Below are 16,654 nucleotides of genomic sequence, written 5' to 3' on the forward strand. Positions count from 1 at the left end.
ATGGCAGACGACCCCTTCGTCATCGGCGGGCTCACCCTCTCCTCGCGCCTGATCATGGGCACGGGCGGGGCGCCGAGCCTCGACATCCTGGAGCGGTCCCTCGTCGCGTCCGGCACGGAGCTGACCACGGTCGCGATGCGCCGCCTCGACCCGGGCGTCCAGGGTTCCGTGCTCTCCGTCCTCGACCGGCTCGGCATCCGGGTCCTGCCCAACACCGCGGGCTGCTTCACGGCGGGCGAGGCCGTCCTCACCGCCCGGCTCGCGCGGGAGGCGCTCGGCACGGATCTGGTGAAACTCGAGGTGATCGCCGACGAGCGCACCCTGCTGCCCGACCCGGTCGAGCTCCTGGACGCCGCCGAGACCCTGGTGGACGACGGTTTCACGGTCCTGCCGTACACGAACGACGATCCGGTGCTCGCGCGGAAACTGGAGGATGTGGGCTGCGCGGCGATCATGCCGCTCGGGTCGCCCATCGGCTCCGGTCTCGGCATCCGCAACCCGCACAACTTCCAGCTGATCGTGGAGCACGCGCGCGTGCCGGTGATCCTCGACGCGGGCGCGGGCACGGCGTCCGACGCGGCGATCGCGATGGAGCTGGGCTGCGCGGGCGTGATGCTCGCCTCCGCGGTGACGCGGGCGCAGGAGCCGGTCCTGATGGCCGAGGCCATGCGGTACGGCGTGGAGGCGGGGCGGCTCGCGCACCGGGCCGGGCGGATTCCGCGCCGGCACTTCGCGGAGGCGTCCTCTCCCGCGGAGGGCATGGCCCGGCTCGATCCGGAGCGGCCGGCCTTCGGGGCGTCTTAGAGGGCGCGGGGCTCGGTGCGGGACTCCGTCCGTTCGCGGCTCACCGCCGGCGGGGGCTTGTCGCGCAGTTCCCCCGCGCCCCTGACGGGGTTCCCCGTGGCGTCGCCTGTCACAGCTCGGCTGCAGTAGCGCCGGGAGCGTGCCCGCCCCGGTCGGCGTGTCGGTGGCTGCTCGTAGACTCCCTCCGTGGACACGACCCTTCAGGACCCGCTCGTCGGGCAGCTGCTCGACAGCCGTTACCGCATCGACGGGCGCATCGCGGTCGGCGGGATGGCCACGGTCTACCGGGCCGTGGACACCCGCCTCGACCGCGTGCTCGCCCTCAAGGTGATGCATCCGACGCTGGCGGCGGACGCCTCCTTCGTCGACCGCTTCATCCGCGAGGCCAAGTCGGTGGCCCGCCTCTCCCACCCGAACGTGGTCGGCGTCTTCGACCAGGGCACGGACGGGTCGTACGTCTACCTCGCGATGGAGTACATCGCGGGCTGCACCCTGCGTGACGTGCTGCGCGAGCGCGGGGCGCTGCAGCCGCGGGCCGCGCTCGACATCCTGGAGCCGGTCCTCGCCGCGCTCGGCGCCGCGCACCGCGCGGGCTTCGTGCACCGCGACATGAAGCCGGAGAACGTCCTCATAGGGGACGACGGCCGCGTGAAGGTCGCCGACTTCGGGCTCGTCCGCGCGGTGGACACGGTCACCAACACGACGGGCACCGTCCTCGGCACCGTCTCCTACCTCGCCCCCGAGCAGATCGAGCACGGCACGGCGGACACCCGCGTCGACGTGTACGCGTGCGGGGTCGTGCTCTACGAAATGCTGACCGGCGCCAAGCCGCACTCCGGGGACTCCCCCGCCCAGGTCCTCTACCAGCACCTCAACGAGGACGTCCCGCCCCCGTCGGCGGCCGTCCCCGGGCTCGCGTTCGCACTCGACGAGCTGGTCGCCTCCGCGACGGCGCGCCATCCCGACATCCGCCCGTACGACGCGGTGGCACTGCTCGCCCGGACCAGGGAGGCGCGTGCCGCCCTGACCGAGGAGCAGCTCGACGCGGTCCCGCCGCAGGCGCACCCGGCGGACCACGACGGCTCCGAGGACCGTACGAGCGTCATCCCGCGCGCCGCGCGCTCCGTCCAGCTCCCGCTGCCCGCCGAGGGCGAGCGGAGCGGCGGGGACGGCACGGGCGGCGAGGACGCGCTGAACCGCACCAGCATCCTGGCGACGACGCCCGCGGGACCGCCCGCGCCCCCCGGCCCGACCGGCGCCGCCCGACCCGCCCGCAGGCGGTTCGACCCGCGCCGGCGCACACTCGTGGTCATAGCCGGCGTCCTGCTCGTCCTCGGCATCGGCACCGGCGTCTGGTACATCAACTCGGGCCAGTTCACCGAGGTCCCGCCGCTCCTGGCGAAGACCGAGGCGCAGGCGAAGCAGCGGCTGGACGACGCCGGGCTCGACGTGAAGGACATCAAGCGCACCTACAGCGACACGGACAAGCGCGGCACGGTCATGAGGACCGACCCCGCGCCGGGTGACCGCATCCGGCAGAACGACGGTGTGACGCTGACCGTCTCGCTGGGCCCGGAGACCGTGAAGGTCCCGGACGTGAAGGGCATCCCGCTGGCCAAGGCGAAGAAGGAGCTCAAGAACTCCGGGCTCGAACCGGGCATGGTCACCAAGAGCTTCGACGAGTCCGTCGACAAGGGCTCCGTGATCAGCACGGACCCGCGAGCGGGTTTCACCCGCAAGGCGGGCTCCGCCGTCGCCCTGGTCGTCAGCAAGGGCCGCCCGGTCGAGGTCCCCGATGTGACCGGCGAGTCCGAGGACGACGCGCGGGCCGACCTGGAGGATGCCGGCCTGAAGGTCGAGATCGCTCCGTCGCGGGTCCACTCCGACGAGGACAAGGGTGATGTCGCAGCACAGTCGCCCAAGGCCGACAAGACGATCGCCGAGGGCGAGACGGTCGAGCTGACGATCTCCAAGGGCCCGCCGATGGTCGAGGTGCCCGATGTCACCGGGATGAGTGTCGCCGAGGCCACGCAGAAGCTGGAGTCGGCGGGCTTCGAGGTCGACGAGGACCGCGGCCTGCTGGGGATCTTCGGGGACACGGTGAAGAAGCAGTCGGTGGACGGCGGCGACACGGCGCCCAAGAACTCGACGATCACCATCACGATCCGCTGAGCTCGGCACGCGGGCTTCCGTGTGGCGAGCACGCGCCCGGGACCCCCGGCGGGGTATTCCCGGGCGCGTGCCACCCTTGACGGCGTGAGCAGCAACATCTCCCCCAGCACTACGCCCCTCGGCGCCCCGTCCCTGGGCCCCACGCCCCTCGGGACCACGCCTCCCGGCACCACGCCCCGCAACCCCGTGGGCGGTCACGTCCCCGTGGCCGGCGGGCTCGCCTCCGTCGGCCTCTCGTACGCCAGGGACCTCGGCGCCGAGACCGTCCAGGTCTTCGTCGCCAATCCGCGCGGCTGGGCCACCCCGCCCGGCAACCCGAAGCAGGACGAGGAGTTCCGCGCGGCCTGCGCCGCCGAGAACATCCCCGCGTACGTCCACGCGCCGTACCTGATCAACTTCGGCTCGCACACCGAGGCGACCGTCGAGAAGTCCGTGGACTCCCTGCGCCACTCGCTGCGCAGGGCGCGCGCGATCGGCGCGCTCGGTGTCGTCGTGCACACGGGGTCCGCGACCGGCGGCAGGGAGCGTGCCGTCGCGCTGGCACAGGTGCGCGAGCGGATGCTGCCGCTCCTCGACGAGCTGACGCACGACGACGACCCGTTCCTGCTCCTGGAGTCGACCGCCGGTCAGGGTGCCTCCCTCTGCTCCCGCACGTGGGACTTCGGCCCGTACTTCGAGGCGCTCAACTCGCACCCCAAGCTCGGGATCTGCCTGGACACCTGCCACATCTTCGCGGCGGGCCACGACCTGACGGGCCCGAGCGGCATGAAGCAGACGCTGGATCTGCTCGTCGACACCGTCGGCGAGGGCCGCCTGAAGCTCGTCCACGCCAACGACTCCAAGGACGTCGTCGGCGCCCACAAGGACCGCCACGAGAACATCGGGACCGGCCACATCGGCGAGGAGCCCTTCCGCGAACTCATGCTCCACCCCGCCACGGAAGGCGTCCCGCTCATCATCGAGACCCCCGGCGGCAAGGAAGGACATGCCGCGGACGTGGCGCGCCTGAAGGAGCTCAGGAGCATCTGACTGCCCGCCCTCAGCAATCTTGAGGTATACCCCAGGGGGGTATATGTACCCTGCCAGACGGCAGGAACCGCCATCCGACGTCGGGGGACCCTCATGCAGCGCGACGCACACGCCGGGCACACGCACGACCAGCACATGGGCAGCAACGTCACCTGGCGCATGGCCGCGGGAAGGGCCACGCGGTGGTGCACCAGTACCACCACTGATCACCACTGATCAGCACTGGCACAGCAGGACTAGAGCTCGGGGCCGTCCCCGGGCTCTTCCTGGTACGAGTAGCGCTGTTCCAGCCAGGGGTCGCCGAGGTTGTGGTAGCCGCGCTCCTCCCAGAAACCGCGGCGGTCCGCCGTCATGTACTCGACGCCGCGGACCCACTTCGGGCCCTTCCAGGCGTACAGGTGCGGCACCACGAGCCGGAGCGGGAAGCCGTGTTCCGCCGTGAGGAGTTCGCCGCCCTTGTGCGTGGCGAGAATCGAGCGCTCGGAGGCGAAGTCCGACATCCGCATGTTCGAGCTGAAGCCGTACTCGGCCCACACCATGACGTGGGTCGCGTTGGCCGCCGGCGGCGCGAGTTCCAGGAGCTTGCGCGCCGGGAGGCCGCCCCACTCCGCGCCCAGCATGCTGAACTTCGTCACGCAGTGCAGGTCGGCGACAACGGTGTCGTAAGGCAGCGCGGAGAACTCCTCGTGCGACCAGCAGTGCTTCTCGCCGTCCGCGGTGGCCCCGAAAACCCTGAACTCCCAGCGCTCGGGACGGAACTTCGGCACCGGTCCGTAGTGCGTGACCGGCCAGCCGCGCTGCAGCCGCTGGCCCGGCGGAAGCTCCGGCTCCGCTGCCTGTCGAGATGCGCGTTCCGCCGGCTGACCCATGACTCCATCCTGACAGACCCGGGACGGTGGACGTGACCAGTCGGAGCCCGGGCGGCACCGATCGGGGCAACTCCTACTAAGCGTGCACTTACTGGACGCCCTCCGAACACCGGTGCAAGGATGCGCGCTACCTGCCCAGTCACTCGTGCGGAAGGAGCCTCTGCGATGCAGGGCGACCCCGAGGTCATTGAATTTCTCAACGAGCAGCTGACCGCCGAACTCACGGCGATCAATCAGTACTTTCTCCACGCCAAGATGCAGGAAAACTTCGGCTGGACGAAGCTCGCGAAGTACACCCGTGCCGAGTCGTTCGACGAGATGAAGCACGCGGAGGTGCTGACCGACCGGATCCTGTTCCTCGACGGTCTGCCCAACTACCAGCGGCTCTTCCATGTGCGCGTCGGTCAGACGGTCACCGAGATGTTCCAGGCGGACCGACAGGTCGAGGTGGAGGCGATCGACCGCCTCAAGCGCGGGATCGAGGTGATGCGCGCCAAGGGCGACATCACGTCCGCAAACATCTTCGAGTCGATCCTCGAGGACGAGGAGCACCACATCGACTATCTCGACACGCAGCTGGAGCTCGTCGAGAAGCTGGGCGAGGCGCTCTACATCGCGCAGCTCATCGAGCAGCCGGAGAGCTGAACCGGGCCGAAGGGCCCCTTCGGGGCTAGGCCGCCTCGGGAAGTTCCGCCTCGGGAGCCAGCGCCACAGCCGGTTCTCCCTGGTCCACGAGGTCACGGCGGGGGCACGCGCCCCGGCCGAGCAGCGCCTGGATGCGGCGTACGCACGAACCACAGTCCGTGCCCGCCTTGCAGGCCGACGCTATCTGGCGGGGGGTGCAGGCACCGTCCGCCGCGTGCTTCTTCACCTGCGCCTCGGTGACCCCGAAGCAGTTGCAGACGTACACGCGGTTTCACCTCCCGGGCAGGACTCATCGGTAGCGCCGTCCCGATTGATCGGTGAGGCTAACCTAACCTTACCCGCGACGTCCTGCCCACAAAAGCCCCGGGTACGCCGGTGGGGCGCGGATCACAAGGATCCGCGCCCCACGCGCACGTACAAACGGGAGAACTACTGGTCGCGGTACATCTCCGCCACCAGGAACGCCAGGTCGAGCGACTGGCTGCGGTTGAGCCGCGGGTCGCACGCCGTCTCGTAGCGCTGGTGCAGGTCGTCGACGAAGATCTCGTCGCCGCCGCCCACGCACTCGGTGACGTCGTCACCGGTGAGCTCGACGTGGATGCCGCCGGGGTGGGTGCCGAGGGCCTTGTGGACCTCGAAGAAGCCCTTCACCTCGTCGAGCACGTCGTCGAAGCGGCGGGTCTTGTGGCCCGAGGCCGCCTCGTAGGTGTTGCCGTGCATCGGGTCGGTGATCCAGGCGACCGTCGCGCCGGACGCGGTGACCTTCTCGACCAGCTCGGGCAGCTTGTCGCGGACCTTGTCGGCGCCCATGCGGACGATGAAGGTCAGCCGGCCGGGCTCGCGGTCGGGGTCGAGACGCTCGATGTACTGCAGCGCCTCCTCGGCCGTCGTGGTCGGGCCGAGCTTCACGCCGACGGGGTTGCGCACCTGCGAGGCGAACTCGATGTGCGCGTGGTCCAGTTGACGGGTGCGCTCACCGATCCAGACCATGTGGCCCGAGGTGTCGTAGAGACGGCCGGTGCGGGAGTCGGTGCGGGTCAGCGCCGACTCGTAGTCGAGGAGCAGTGCCTCGTGCGAGGCGTAGAACTCGACGGTCTTGAACTCCTCCGGGTCGGTGCCGCAGGCCCGCATGAAGTTCAGCGCGTTGTCGATCTCGCGGGCCAGCTGCTCGTACCGCTGGCCGGAGGGGGACGACTTCACGAAGTCCTGGTTCCAGGCGTGCACCTGACGCAGGTCCGCGTAACCACCGGTGGTGAAGGCGCGCACCAGGTTGAGCGTCGAGGCGGACGCGTTGTACATCCGCTTCAGGCGCTCGGGGTCCGGGATCCGGGCCTCTTCGGTGAAGTCGAAGCCGTTGACGGAGTCGCCCCGGTAGGTCGGGAGCGTCACGCCGTCGCGGGTCTCGGTCGGCTTGGAGCGCGGCTTCGAGTACTGCCCCGCGATGCGGCCCACCTTCACGACGGGCACGGACGCCGCGTACGTGAGGACGGCACCCATCTGGAGCAGGGTCTTCAGCTTGTTCCTGATGTGATCGGCGGACACGGCGTCGAAGGCCTCGGCGCAGTCGCCGCCCTGGAGGAGGAACGCCTCTCCCTTGGCGACAGAGGCCAGGCGGGCGCGCAGCTGGTCGCACTCGCCCGCGAAGACGAGCGGCGGATACGACTCGAGGTCCGCGATCACATCGCGCAGAGCCTCGGCATCGGGGTACTCGGGCTGCTGCGCCGCGGGCAGGTTTCGCCAGGTGTTGCCACCGGTAGCGGTGGTCTTAGCGTTCACGGTCACCTCGTCAACACTACGTGGTGATGCGCCCCGTCCATTCCCCCGCTCACGAAGTGAGACGGACGAGACACCACGGAGTGACCGATGCGCTAGGGTGCCGGACATGCGTACGCAGACGACGATCCAGAACTGGTGGTGGCCCGCTCATCCGGCGGCCCACTGACTCTGCGCGCACACAGACTCGCGAAGGCCGCCCGAGGGGCGGCCTTCAGTGTTCTCCGGACTCTCCCGGGCGCGGGCCGTTCCTCTCCGAGTGAGAAGGAACAGAACCCATGCAGCCGACACGGCACCTGACAGAGCTCCTGTCCGGCGACCGCCCCTTCGCCCTGCTGCGCCGCCGCACCCCGGGCCGCGACCACGACACGGTCGAGGTCCTGACCGGCCCGACGGGCACGTACGAACGCCTCGCGGACATCCCCGAAGGCCTCGCCCTCGTGCCGTTCCGGCAGATCAGGGAGCGCGGTTTCGACGTCCGCGACGACGGCACGCCGCTCACCGTCCTGACGCCCGAGGAGCGGTACGAGGTGCCGCTCACCGATGCCCTCGCGGAGCTGCCCGCGCACGACGTGCGGGTCGAGGGCGGGGCCTTCGACGTGGACGACGCGGCGTATGCGGACATCGTGGGGCGGGTCCTGCGCGAGGAGATCGGGCGGGGCGAGGGCGCCAACTTCGTCATCCGGCGGACGTACGAGGGTGAGATCCCGGGCTTTGACCGTGCCGACGCCCTCGCGCTCTTCCGGCGGCTGCTCGTCGGCGAGCGGGGCGCGTACTGGACGTACGTCGTGCACACCGGGGACCGGACGCTCGTCGGGGCGAGCCCCGAGGTGCACGTGCGGATGTCCGGCGGGACGGTCGTCATGAACCCGATCAGCGGCACCTACCGCTACCCCGCCGGGGGCCCCACCGCCGACGACCTGCTCGCCTTCCTCTCCGACGGCAAGGAGATCGAGGAGCTCTCGATGGTCGTCGACGAGGAGCTCAAGATGATGTGCACGGTCGGCGACATGGGCGGTGTGGTCGTCGGGCCCCGTCTGAAGGAGATGGCCCACCTCGCGCACACCGAGTACGAGCTGCGCGGCAAGTCGTCGCTCGACGTGCGCGAGGTCCTGAAGGAGACGATGTTCGCGGCGACCGTCACCGGGTCGCCCGTGCAGAACGCCTGCCGGGTCATCGAGCGCCACGAAGCGGGCGGCCGGGGCTACTACGCGGGCGCCCTCGCCCTCATCGGCAGGGACGCGGGCGGCGCGCAGACACTGGACTCCCCCATCCTCATCCGCACCGCCGACATCTCCCCGGCCGGGCACCTTCGGGTGCCGGTGGGCGCCACGCTGGTGCGCGGCTCCGACCCGATGAGCGAGGTCGCCGAGACGCACGCGAAGGCTGCGGGCGTCCTGGCCGCGCTCGGCGTACGCCCCGGCCGCCCCCGCGAGGAGGAGGCGCGGCCGGCCCTCGCCGACGATCCCCGGGTGCGGGCCGCCCTCGACGGGCGGCGCGCGGCGCTCGCGCCGTTCTGGCTGCGGATGCAGGAGCGCGCGGACGACCTGGCCGGGCACGCCCTCGTCGTGGACGGCGAGGACACGTTCACGGCGATGCTCGCGCACGTCCTGCGCTCCTGCGGGCTCCGCGTGTCGGTGCGGCGGTACGACGAGGAGGGACTGCGGGAGGCCGTGCTCGCGCACGAGGGGCCCGTGGTGCTCGGTCCCGGTCCCGGTGACCCGTCCGACCTGGCCGACCCGAAGATGCGGTTCCTGCGCTCGCTGGCCGCGGAGGTGATCCGCACCCACGGGCACGGCGTGCTCGGCGTCTGCCTCGGGCACGAGCTGATCGCTGCGGAGCTGGGTCTGGAGATCGTACGGAAAGAGGTGCCGTACCAGGGCGCGCAGACGGACATCGACCTGTTCGGGCGCAACGAGACCGTCGGGTTCTACAACAGCTTCGTGGCGCGCTGCGACGACGAGGCGGCGGTGGAGCTGGCCGCGCACGGCATCGAGGTGGGCAGGGACGCGGCGACCGGCGAGGTGCACGGGGTGCGCGGGGACGGCTTCGCGGGCGTGCAGTTCCACCCGGAGTCCGTCCTGACGCTGCGCGGGGCCGGGATCGTGCGGGAACTGCTCGGTCAGCTCCTGGCCGGGGCGGGGACGAGGACGTTGTCGGAGCGGCGGCCCGCCAGGTAGTCCAGGACGTTGCGCACCGTGGTGTCGATGATCTGGCCGACGGCGTCCGCGGTGTAGTACGCCTGGTGGGACGTGACCACGACGTTCGGGAACGTGACGAGGCGGGCCAGGGTGTCGTCGGCGACGACCTCCAGGGACTTGTCGAGGAAGAACAGGCCCGCCTCCGCCTCGTACACGTCGAGGCCGACGCCCGTGAAGCGTCCCGCGCGCAGCTCGCGGACCAGGGCCTCGGTGTCGATCAGGCCGCCGCGGCTGGAGTTCACCAGGATCGCGTCGTCCTTCATCGTCCGCAGCGCCTCGGCGTCGATGAGATGCTGCGTGGTAGGGAGCAGCGGCACGTGCAGGCTGACGAGGTCGGCCTCGGCGAGGAGCTCGGCCTTGTCGACGTACTTCATGCCGAGTTCGACGCAGGCGGGGTTCTCGGCGACGTCCCAGCCGAGCAGGCGCATGCCGAAGCCGTGCGCGATACGGGTGAACGCCTCCCCGATCTTCCCGGTGCCGAGCACGCCGACCGTGCGGCCCCGCAGGTCGCGGCCCATCAGCCCGTCGAGGCGGAAGTCGAAGTCGCGGGTGCGGTTGCTGGCGCGGACGATGCGGCGGTTGACGGCCATCGCGAGGGTCCAGGCGAACTCGGCCACCGAGTAGGGCGAGTAGTACGAGACGCGGGCGACGGTCAGGCCGAGGCGCTCGGCGACCAGCAGGTCGATGTTGTTGAACCCGGTGGACCGCTGGGCGATCATCTGCGTCCCGCCGGCGGCGAGGGTCTGCAGGACGCGGTTGTTCAGCGTGGCGTTGACGCTGGAGGAGACGATCTCGTAGCCCGCGGCGATGGGAGCGGTGTCCTCGTTGAGGAAGACGTCGACGCAGCGGACGTCGTGGTGCCCCTCGAAGGCTTTCTCGATCAGCGGCTTCTCGTCGGACTGCACGCCGAACGCGAGGATCTCCATGGCCGCCAGTCTAGGGAGCACCGCTGGGGACGGCACCCGGAGCGGGCGCCGTCCCTGCGGTCCGTCCCGGCTCAGCCGAAGAACACCCCGACCTCTTCGTACAGCGCCGGGTCCACCGTCTTCAGGCGGGCCGTGGCCTCGGCGATCGGCACCCGCACCACGTCCGTGCCGCGCAGCGCGACCATCTTCCCGAAGTCGCCGTCCCGCACGGCCTCGATCGCGTGCAGCCCGAACCGCGTGGCGAGCCAGCGGTCGAAGGCGCTCGGGGTGCCGCCGCGCTGCACGTGCCCGAGGACGGTGGTGCGCGCCTCCTTGCCGGTGCGCCCCTCGATCTCCTTGGCCAGCCACTCGCCGACGCCGGAGAGCCTGACGTGCCCGAAGGAGTCCTGCGTGCCGTCCTTGAGGACCATCTCGCCGTCCTTGGGCATCGCGCCCTCGGCGACGACGACGATGGGGGCGTACGACGCCTTGAAACGCGAGGTCACCCAGGCGCAGACCTGGTCGACGTCGAACCGCTGCTCCGGGATGAGGATGACGTTCGCGCCGCCCGCGAGACCGGAGTGCAGGGCGATCCAGCCCGCGTGACGGCCCATGACCTCCACCACGAGGACGCGCATGTGCGACTCGGCGGTGGTGTGCAGGCGGTCGATGGCCTCGGTGGCGATGCCGACCGCAGTGTCGAAGCCGAAGGTGTAGTCGGTGGCGGAGAGGTCGTTGTCGATGGTCTTGGGGACACCGACGACCGGGACGCCGTACTCGTCGGTGAGCCGCGCGGCGACGCCGAGGGTGTCCTCGCCGCCGATCGCGATGAGGGAGTCCACCTCGTACTTGGCGAGGTTCTCCTTGATGCGGCGCACCCCGTTCTCCGCCTTGAACGGGTTGGTGCGCGACGAGCCGAGGATGGTGCCGCCGCGCGGCAGGATGCCGCGGACCGCGGGGATGTCGAGCGGGACGGTGTCGCCCTCCAGCGGACCGCGCCAGCCGTCCCGGAAGCCGATGAAGTCGTAGTCGTACTCCTGCACGCCCTTGCGGACGGCGGCGCGGATCACCGCGTTGAGCCCCGGGCAGTCGCCGCCGCCGGTCAGCACGCCGATTTTCTTGGCCCCCATAGGAGCAGTCCCTTCGCCTCAGTGACCTGATGCGAGTCACGCTAATGGTGATGCAGGTCACTGCGGCACGGTGCGAACGGCCAATTCCCTTGCCGAGCAGGGGAGTTGATCAAGCACGTTCACCCGTACGAGGGTCAGGCGTCCGCGGGGTCGCGGGGTCCGTCGGGCTTGTCGATACCGCGCTCTATCGCGTACCGGACGAGCTCCACCCTGTTGTGCAGCTGGAGTTTGCCCAGGGTGTTCTGGACGTGGTTCTGCACGGTGCGGTGCGAGATGACGAGGCGCTCGGCGATCTGCTTGTAGCTGAGGCCCTTGGCGACCAGGCGCAGGACCTCCGTCTCGCGGTCGGTGAGCCGCGGGGCCTTCGGGTCCTCCGCGGTGCCGGCCGCGGGCTCGGTGGCCAGGCGTCGGTACTCGCCGAGGACCAGGCCCGCGAGGCCGGGCGTGAAGACCGCGTCGCCGACCGCCGTACGGCGCACCGCGTCGATCAGCTCCTCGGTGGAGGCCGACTTCAGCAGGTAGCCGGTGGCGCCGGACTTGACGGCTTCCAGGACGTCGGCGTGCTCGCCGCTGGCGGAGAGGACCAGGACGCGCAGCGCCGGGTTGGCGCCGACGAGTTCCTTGCAGACCTGCACGCCCGGCTTCAGCGGCAGGTTCAGGTCGAGGACCAGGACGTCGGGGGCGGCGGCCTGCGCGCGGCGCACCGCCTGCTCGCCGTCGCCCGCCGTGGCGACCACGTCGAGACCCGCCTCGGCCAGGTCACGGGCCACCGCGTCGCGCCACATCGGGTGGTCGTCGACGACCATGACCTTGATCGGGTCAGCGGCCCGCCCGTCCCCACCGGGCACCGTGGCCCCGGTGGCCGGTTCCTGTCGCAGCTGCTGCTCGCTCATCTCGCCTTTCCTGCCTTCCCCCGTGTGTCCCGTGCCTGTTCGCGCGGGACTCTCAATTCCACTTCCGTGCCCTGGCCCGGCACCGAGATCAGCTCGGCCGTGCCCCCGATGTCCCGCAGCCGCCCCCGGATCGACAGGGCCACACCGAGGCGGCCCTCCCCCTCCGCCTCCACGAGCCGCCCCTCCGGGATGCCGGGGCCGTCGTCCCTGACCGTCACGATCACCTCGTCGGGCTCGTCCTCGACCAGGATCCACGCGCGGGCCTCGGCGCCGGCGTGCCTGCGGACATTGTCCAGGGCGGCGCCGACGGCGGCGGCCAGCTCCCGCGCGGTGCCCGGCGCGAGGAGCACCGGCGCCCCCGGCTCGGAGAGCGTGACCTTCGAGCCCGCGTGCGGGGCGAGCAGCGGGCGGAGGTCGCGGGGCGCCGCGTCGTCCGGATCGGCCGGGTCGTCGTCGGGGACCTCGACGGCACGGACGACGGCGCCCTGCGCGATGTCCTCCGACGCGTGCGAGGCGGGCACGATACCCCCGGCGACCAGGGTGCGCAGGGCGACCTCCTGCTCTCCGGCGAGCCGGCCGAGTTCCGCCGCCTCGCCGCCGATGGCGGTGCCGCGCCGCTGCACCATGGCGAGGACCTGGAGGACGCTGTCGTGGATGTCGCGGGCGAGGCGCTCGCGCTCGCGGGTCGCGGCCTCTATCTCCAGCGCGCGGGCGAGGGTGCGCTCGGAGGCGCGGGCCAGCTCCACGACGTAGCCGATGGCGATGGAGGCGATGCAGACCAGCAGGACGTTGTGCAGGGTGTCGCGGCTGAAGGCGCCGCGCTGCACCACGTTGGCGACGCCCACGAGCAGGGACGCGGAGGCCGCCCAGCGCCAGCCGCCCTTGATGGCGAACGCGAGCACGGAGCCCGCGGTCCATATGGAGGGCAGCGTCGGGGAGCCGTCGGTGATGCGCTGCTGCGAGTCGGCGAGCGGGGTCAGGAGGATGCCGACGAGGGCGACGGTCAGGTCCGCGAAGAGGAACCGCCGGGTGCAGCTCGCCGCGTTCGCGACGCGGGGCAGGGTCGCCAGGGTCCAGGGGGCGAGCACCGCGTAGTAGGCGATCGCCACCCAGGGGCGGTCGAGCTTCTCGTGCGCGGCCACGAAGAGCCCGATCGCGTACAGCATCGTCAGGACGCGGTAGGCGGTGAGCGCGCGCCACAGCGGTTGCTCGACCGACATCCTCATGACTTTTTCGCGCCTGGCCATGTCCCCCACCGCCGCCCGTGTGCCCACCCCTGAACGGACGCGGCTAGGAGCCGGACCGTTCCTTGTCGGCCTTCTCGGCCTTCTCGCCCTTGTCGGCCGCCTTGGCGGCCTTCGCCGCCTCGGTGATCTGACGCTTCGCGGCCGTCGCATACATGTCGACGTACTCCTGGCCGGAGAGCTTCATGATCTCGTACATGACCTCGTCGGTCAGCGCGCGCAGCACGAAGCGGTCCTGCTCCATGCCCTGGTAGCGCGTGAAGTCGAGGGGCTTGCCGATGCGGATGCCGGGCCGCATCAGCTTCGGCATCACCTTGCCGGGCGGCTGGATCTTCTCGGTGTCGATCATCGCGACGGGGAGCACGGGCGCGCCGGTGGCGAGCGCCACGCGCGCGAGACCGCCCGGCTTGCCGCGGTAGAGGCGCCCGTCGGGCGACCGCGTGCCCTCGGGGTAGATGCCGAAGAGCTCGCCGCGCTCCAGGACCTCGATGCCGCTCTTGATGGCCGCCTCGCCGGCGCCGCGCCCGCCGGAGCGGTCCACGGGCAGCTGGCCCACGCCCTTGAAGAAGGCCGCGGTGAGCTTGCCCTTCACACCCGGCGAGGTGAAGTACTCCGCCTTGGCGATGAAGGTGACTTTGCGGTCGAGGACCGCGGGAAGGAAGAAGGAGTCCGAGAACGAGAGGTGGTTGCTCGCGAGAATCGCTGGGCCCTCGGCGGGGACGTTCTCAAGGCCCTCCACCCAGGGCCTGAAGCCGAGCTTCAGCGGCCCTCCGATGGCAACCTTCATTGCGCCGTAGATCAAACCGAGTGCCTCCTGTGTCTGTGGATCAGACCTTAACCCGGGGTACGGCCAATGGGCCCGACGACCCTGGTCGGTGTCAGTCCGGTCGCGTACGGTGAAGTACTCCCACCTCTCACGAAGGAGACCGAAGTGCCGGTCCTCCCCGGAGCCGAGCCGTACCGCCACGAAGGCGGCGAGGTCGGCGTCCTCCTCTGCCACGGCTTCACCGGATCCCCGCAGTCGCTGCGCCCCTGGGCCGAGTACCTCGCGGAGCGCGGCCTCACCGTCTCGCTGCCGCTCCTGCCCGGCCACGGCACACGCTGGGAGGACATGCAGGTCACGGGCTGGCAGGACTGGTACGCCGAGGTGGAGCGCGAGCTGCGCTCGCTCCTGGAGCGGTGCGAGCGGGTCTTCGTCTTCGGGCTCTCGATGGGCGGTGCGCTCGCGCTGCGCCTCGCGGCGAAGCACGGCGACGCGGTCGCCGGTCTCGTCCTCGTCAACCCGGGGAACAAGGTGCACGGCCTCGCGGCGCACGCGCTGCCCGTCGCCCGGCACCTCGTGCCGAGCACGAAGGGCATCGTCAGCGACATCGCGAAGCCCGGCTCCGAGGAGATCGGGTACCACCGCATCCCGCTGCACGCCGCGCACTCGCTGCGCCGTTTCTTCCGCGTGGTCGACGCCGAGCTGCCGCAGGTGACCCAGCCGCTCGTGGTCCTGCACAGCCCGCGCGACCACGTGGTGCCGCCCGCCGACTCGGCCCGCATCCTCGGCCGCGTCTCCTCCACGGACGTCACGGAGATCCTGCTGGAACAGAGCTACCACGTCGCGACGTTGGACCACGATGCGGACCGGATCTTCGAGGAGAGTCACGCGTTCATCGGCCGGCTCGCCCCCAGCGTCGGTAAGGAAGGGACGGCCACCGGTGGCTGAGCACGAGGCGGACCGCGAGGACAGCCGCGAGCCCGAGAAGAGCAAGGTGCCCGCGGACGGGGCTCCCGTGGACGGGACGCCGGCGGACGGCGTGCCGCTGGACGAGGACGCCGCCTGGCGGGCGATCGTCGCGGGGTACGGCGAGGAGCCCGCGGACCCGCCGGGCGCCAAGCCCTTCAAGTCCATCGAGGACCTCGCGCTCCTGGAGACGGAGACGAACGGCTCCGCGGGCGGCCCGGACGGGTCGGCGGACGGCAAGTCCGGCATCGACAAGTCCGGTCCCGGCAAGGCGGGTCCCGGAAAGGCGGGTCCCGACAAGCCGCTCGGCAGCTCCGTCTCCTTCGCGCCGGGCGTCGGCCCCGGCATCGGCGGTCCGCGCGACTACACCACGCCGGAGCCCTCCGAGAACGACTTCGACGCGGACGACGAGGGACACTTCGTGCCGCCCGAGCCGCCGCCGCTGCCCGAGGCCGACGTGACGGCCAAGTTCGCCTGGCTCGCCGTGCTCGGCGGCCCGCTGCTCATCCTGCTCGCCGTGCTGTTCGGCTGGCAGATGACGTGGTGGCTGACCACGCTCGGCATCGGCGGCTTCCTGGGCGGTTTCGCCACGCTCGTGATGCGGATGAACAGCGGGGACGACGAGGAGGACGACGACCCGGGACGCGGCGCGGTCGTCTGAGCCTTCGCGTCGCCCACGTCTCTGGGGCCCGTCCGGAACCTCTCCGGGCGGGCCCTCACGCATGTCGCGCACCCCGACGGAACCAGATGGAACCCGATCGGCCCGTGCGGCGAAGGAGAGGTGAAACACCGAACGAGCCCAGGCCTTCGAGGCGTTCAGACGAACGAAAGGAGTCCCGATGACCGTCGATCCCGGCGTCCCCCTGCGCACGGGGCGCGCGCGTGTGAGAAGAGCGACGCCTGGTGCATCGAGCGGTCCCGGGACGAGCCCGAGCAGTTCGCCGCCCTCTTCGACCGGCATGCCTACGCCGGGTACCGGTACGCGGCCCGCCGGCTCGGCCCCGAGGCGGCCGAGGACCTGATGTCCGACACCTTCACCACCGCCTTCAAGGAGCGCCACCGCTACGACCTGGCCGCGGCCCTGGCGGGGCTCTCGGCCCGCCACCGCGACGTGGTGCTCCTCGTGGCGTGGGCCGACCTAGGAGGCACACGCCCATGAATGAGCTCGATGAACTGCGCGACGGGGACACGGGGGCTCCCCCACTGGACGACGACACCCGCCACCGCGCGCGTAAGCCTGTTCACCGCGATGAGCGACGA

The 16,654-nt window shown here is 71.1% G+C and carries 15 protein-coding genes and 1 pseudogene; 8 read left to right on the plus strand and 8 right to left on the minus strand.

Annotation, left to right across the window (positions count from 1 at the left end; genetic code table 11):
- The 3 genes from DEJ47_RS09630 to DEJ47_RS09640 all read left to right on the plus strand — a co-directional run bounded on the left by DEJ47_RS09630 (nt 1) and on the right by DEJ47_RS09640 (nt 4,005).
- The gene (locus tag DEJ47_RS09630; protein WP_150166865.1) at nt 1–804 is read left to right on the plus strand and encodes a thiazole synthase; all 804 of its coding nucleotides are present in this window, start codon (nt 1–3) and stop codon (nt 802–804) included.
- A gap of 186 nt (nt 805–990) precedes the next feature.
- On the plus strand, nt 991–2,976 hold the full coding sequence (gene pknB / locus DEJ47_RS09635) for a Stk1 family PASTA domain-containing Ser/Thr kinase (protein WP_150166867.1): 1,986 nt from the start codon (nt 991–993) through the stop codon (nt 2,974–2,976).
- 132 nt (nt 2,977–3,108) lie between these two features.
- Nucleotides 3,109–4,005 (plus strand): deoxyribonuclease IV, encoded by an 897-nt coding sequence (locus DEJ47_RS09640; protein ID WP_150175526.1) that lies wholly within the window; start codon nt 3,109–3,111, stop codon nt 4,003–4,005.
- 236 nt (nt 4,006–4,241) lie between these two features.
- Here DEJ47_RS09640 and DEJ47_RS09645 read toward each other — a convergent pair whose 3' ends face one another.
- Nucleotides 4,242–4,874: a sulfite oxidase-like oxidoreductase gene (locus DEJ47_RS09645; protein ID WP_150166869.1), complete on the minus strand. Its 633-nt coding sequence runs from the start codon at nt 4,872–4,874 to the stop codon at nt 4,242–4,244.
- A gap of 165 nt (nt 4,875–5,039) precedes the next feature.
- Between DEJ47_RS09645 and bfr the strand changes: the two genes are divergently transcribed.
- Nucleotides 5,040–5,519: a bacterioferritin gene (gene bfr, locus DEJ47_RS09650; protein ID WP_142216594.1), complete on the plus strand. Its 480-nt coding sequence runs from the start codon at nt 5,040–5,042 to the stop codon at nt 5,517–5,519.
- A gap of 25 nt (nt 5,520–5,544) precedes the next feature.
- On the opposite strand, the gene DEJ47_RS09655 is transcribed toward bfr, so the two are convergent.
- Both DEJ47_RS09655 and DEJ47_RS09660 read right to left on the minus strand, forming a co-directional pair.
- The gene (locus DEJ47_RS09655) at nt 5,545–5,784 is read right to left on the minus strand and encodes a bacterioferritin-associated ferredoxin (protein WP_150166871.1); all 240 of its coding nucleotides are present in this window, start codon (nt 5,782–5,784) and stop codon (nt 5,545–5,547) included.
- 164 nt (nt 5,785–5,948) lie between these two features.
- Nucleotides 5,949–7,301 carry a class II 3-deoxy-7-phosphoheptulonate synthase gene (locus DEJ47_RS09660; protein ID WP_150166873.1) on the minus strand — a complete coding sequence of 451 codons (1,353 nt, stop codon included), beginning with the start codon at nt 7,299–7,301 and terminating at the stop codon, nt 5,949–5,951.
- A gap of 269 nt (nt 7,302–7,570) precedes the next feature.
- Between DEJ47_RS09660 and DEJ47_RS09665 the strand changes: the two genes are divergently transcribed.
- Entirely contained in the window at nt 7,571–9,472 is a 1,902-nt protein-coding gene (locus DEJ47_RS09665) for an anthranilate synthase family protein (protein WP_150166875.1), read from the plus strand.
- Here DEJ47_RS09665 and DEJ47_RS09670 read toward each other — a convergent pair.
- The 5 genes from DEJ47_RS09670 to DEJ47_RS09690 form a co-directional block, all read right to left on the minus strand.
- A complete protein-coding gene (locus DEJ47_RS09670) occupies nt 9,415–10,419 on the minus strand; it encodes a 2-hydroxyacid dehydrogenase (protein ID WP_150166877.1) in 1,005 nt (334 codons plus the stop codon). The two genes, DEJ47_RS09665 and DEJ47_RS09670, sit on opposite strands and share 58 nt — an antisense overlap.
- A gap of 71 nt (nt 10,420–10,490) precedes the next feature.
- On the minus strand, nt 10,491–11,528 hold the full coding sequence (locus DEJ47_RS09675) for a 6-phosphofructokinase (RefSeq protein ID WP_150166879.1): 1,038 nt from the start codon (nt 11,526–11,528) through the stop codon (nt 10,491–10,493).
- A gap of 134 nt (nt 11,529–11,662) precedes the next feature.
- Nucleotides 11,663–12,334, minus strand: a complete 672-nt coding sequence (locus tag DEJ47_RS09680; protein WP_150175527.1) for a response regulator — start codon at nt 12,332–12,334, stop codon at nt 11,663–11,665.
- 83 nt (nt 12,335–12,417) lie between these two features.
- Nucleotides 12,418–13,668, minus strand: a complete 1,251-nt coding sequence (macS, locus tag DEJ47_RS09685; protein WP_150166881.1) for a MacS family sensor histidine kinase — start codon at nt 13,666–13,668, stop codon at nt 12,418–12,420.
- A gap of 43 nt (nt 13,669–13,711) precedes the next feature.
- A complete protein-coding gene (locus DEJ47_RS09690; RefSeq protein ID WP_150175528.1) occupies nt 13,712–14,464 on the minus strand; it encodes a lysophospholipid acyltransferase family protein in 753 nt (250 codons plus the stop codon).
- 132 nt (nt 14,465–14,596) lie between these two features.
- Here DEJ47_RS09690 and DEJ47_RS09695 point away from each other — a divergent pair, with 132 nt between their 5' ends.
- From DEJ47_RS09695 to DEJ47_RS09705, 3 genes and pseudogenes are all read left to right on the plus strand, one after another.
- Nucleotides 14,597–15,376 carry an alpha/beta hydrolase gene (locus DEJ47_RS09695; RefSeq protein WP_150166883.1) on the plus strand — a complete coding sequence of 260 codons (780 nt, stop codon included), beginning with the start codon at nt 14,597–14,599 and terminating at the stop codon, nt 15,374–15,376.
- The gene (locus tag DEJ47_RS09700) at nt 15,369–16,055 is read left to right on the plus strand and encodes a hypothetical protein (RefSeq protein ID WP_150166885.1); all 687 of its coding nucleotides are present in this window, start codon (nt 15,369–15,371) and stop codon (nt 16,053–16,055) included. The genes DEJ47_RS09695 and DEJ47_RS09700 overlap by 8 nt, the downstream gene beginning before the upstream one ends.
- A gap of 246 nt (nt 16,056–16,301) precedes the next feature.
- Nucleotides 16,302–16,538 (plus strand): annotated as a pseudogene (locus DEJ47_RS09705) (hypothetical protein); the annotation flags it as partial.
- Nucleotides 16,539–16,654: the final 116 nt, after the last annotated feature.

This window comes from Streptomyces venezuelae (genome assembly GCF_008642355.1).
Taxonomy (GTDB): domain Bacteria; phylum Actinomycetota; class Actinomycetes; order Streptomycetales; family Streptomycetaceae; genus Streptomyces; species Streptomyces venezuelae_B.

What these genes read in the sequence shown, in the direction of transcription:
- DEJ47_RS09630 (WP_150166865.1), top strand. Translation starts at nt 1, where the DNA reads ATGGCAGACGACCCCTTCGTCATCGGCGGGCTCACCCTCTCCTCGCGC.
- DEJ47_RS09645 (WP_150166869.1), bottom strand. Translation starts at nt 4,874, where the DNA reads ATGGGTCAGCCGGCGGAACGCGCATCTCGACAGGCAGCGGAGCCGGAG.
- bfr (WP_142216594.1), top strand. Translation starts at nt 5,040, where the DNA reads ATGCAGGGCGACCCCGAGGTCATTGAATTTCTCAACGAGCAGCTGACC.
- DEJ47_RS09665 (WP_150166875.1), top strand. Translation starts at nt 7,571, where the DNA reads ATGCAGCCGACACGGCACCTGACAGAGCTCCTGTCCGGCGACCGCCCC.
- DEJ47_RS09670 (WP_150166877.1), bottom strand. Translation starts at nt 10,419, where the DNA reads ATGGAGATCCTCGCGTTCGGCGTGCAGTCCGACGAGAAGCCGCTGATC.
- DEJ47_RS09675 (WP_150166879.1), bottom strand. Translation starts at nt 11,528, where the DNA reads ATGGGGGCCAAGAAAATCGGCGTGCTGACCGGCGGCGGCGACTGCCCG.
- DEJ47_RS09680 (WP_150175527.1), bottom strand. Translation starts at nt 12,334, where the DNA reads ATGGTCGTCGACGACCACCCGATGTGGCGCGACGCGGTGGCCCGTGAC.
- macS (WP_150166881.1), bottom strand. Translation starts at nt 13,668, where the DNA reads ATGGCCAGGCGCGAAAAAGTCATGAGGATGTCGGTCGAGCAACCGCTG.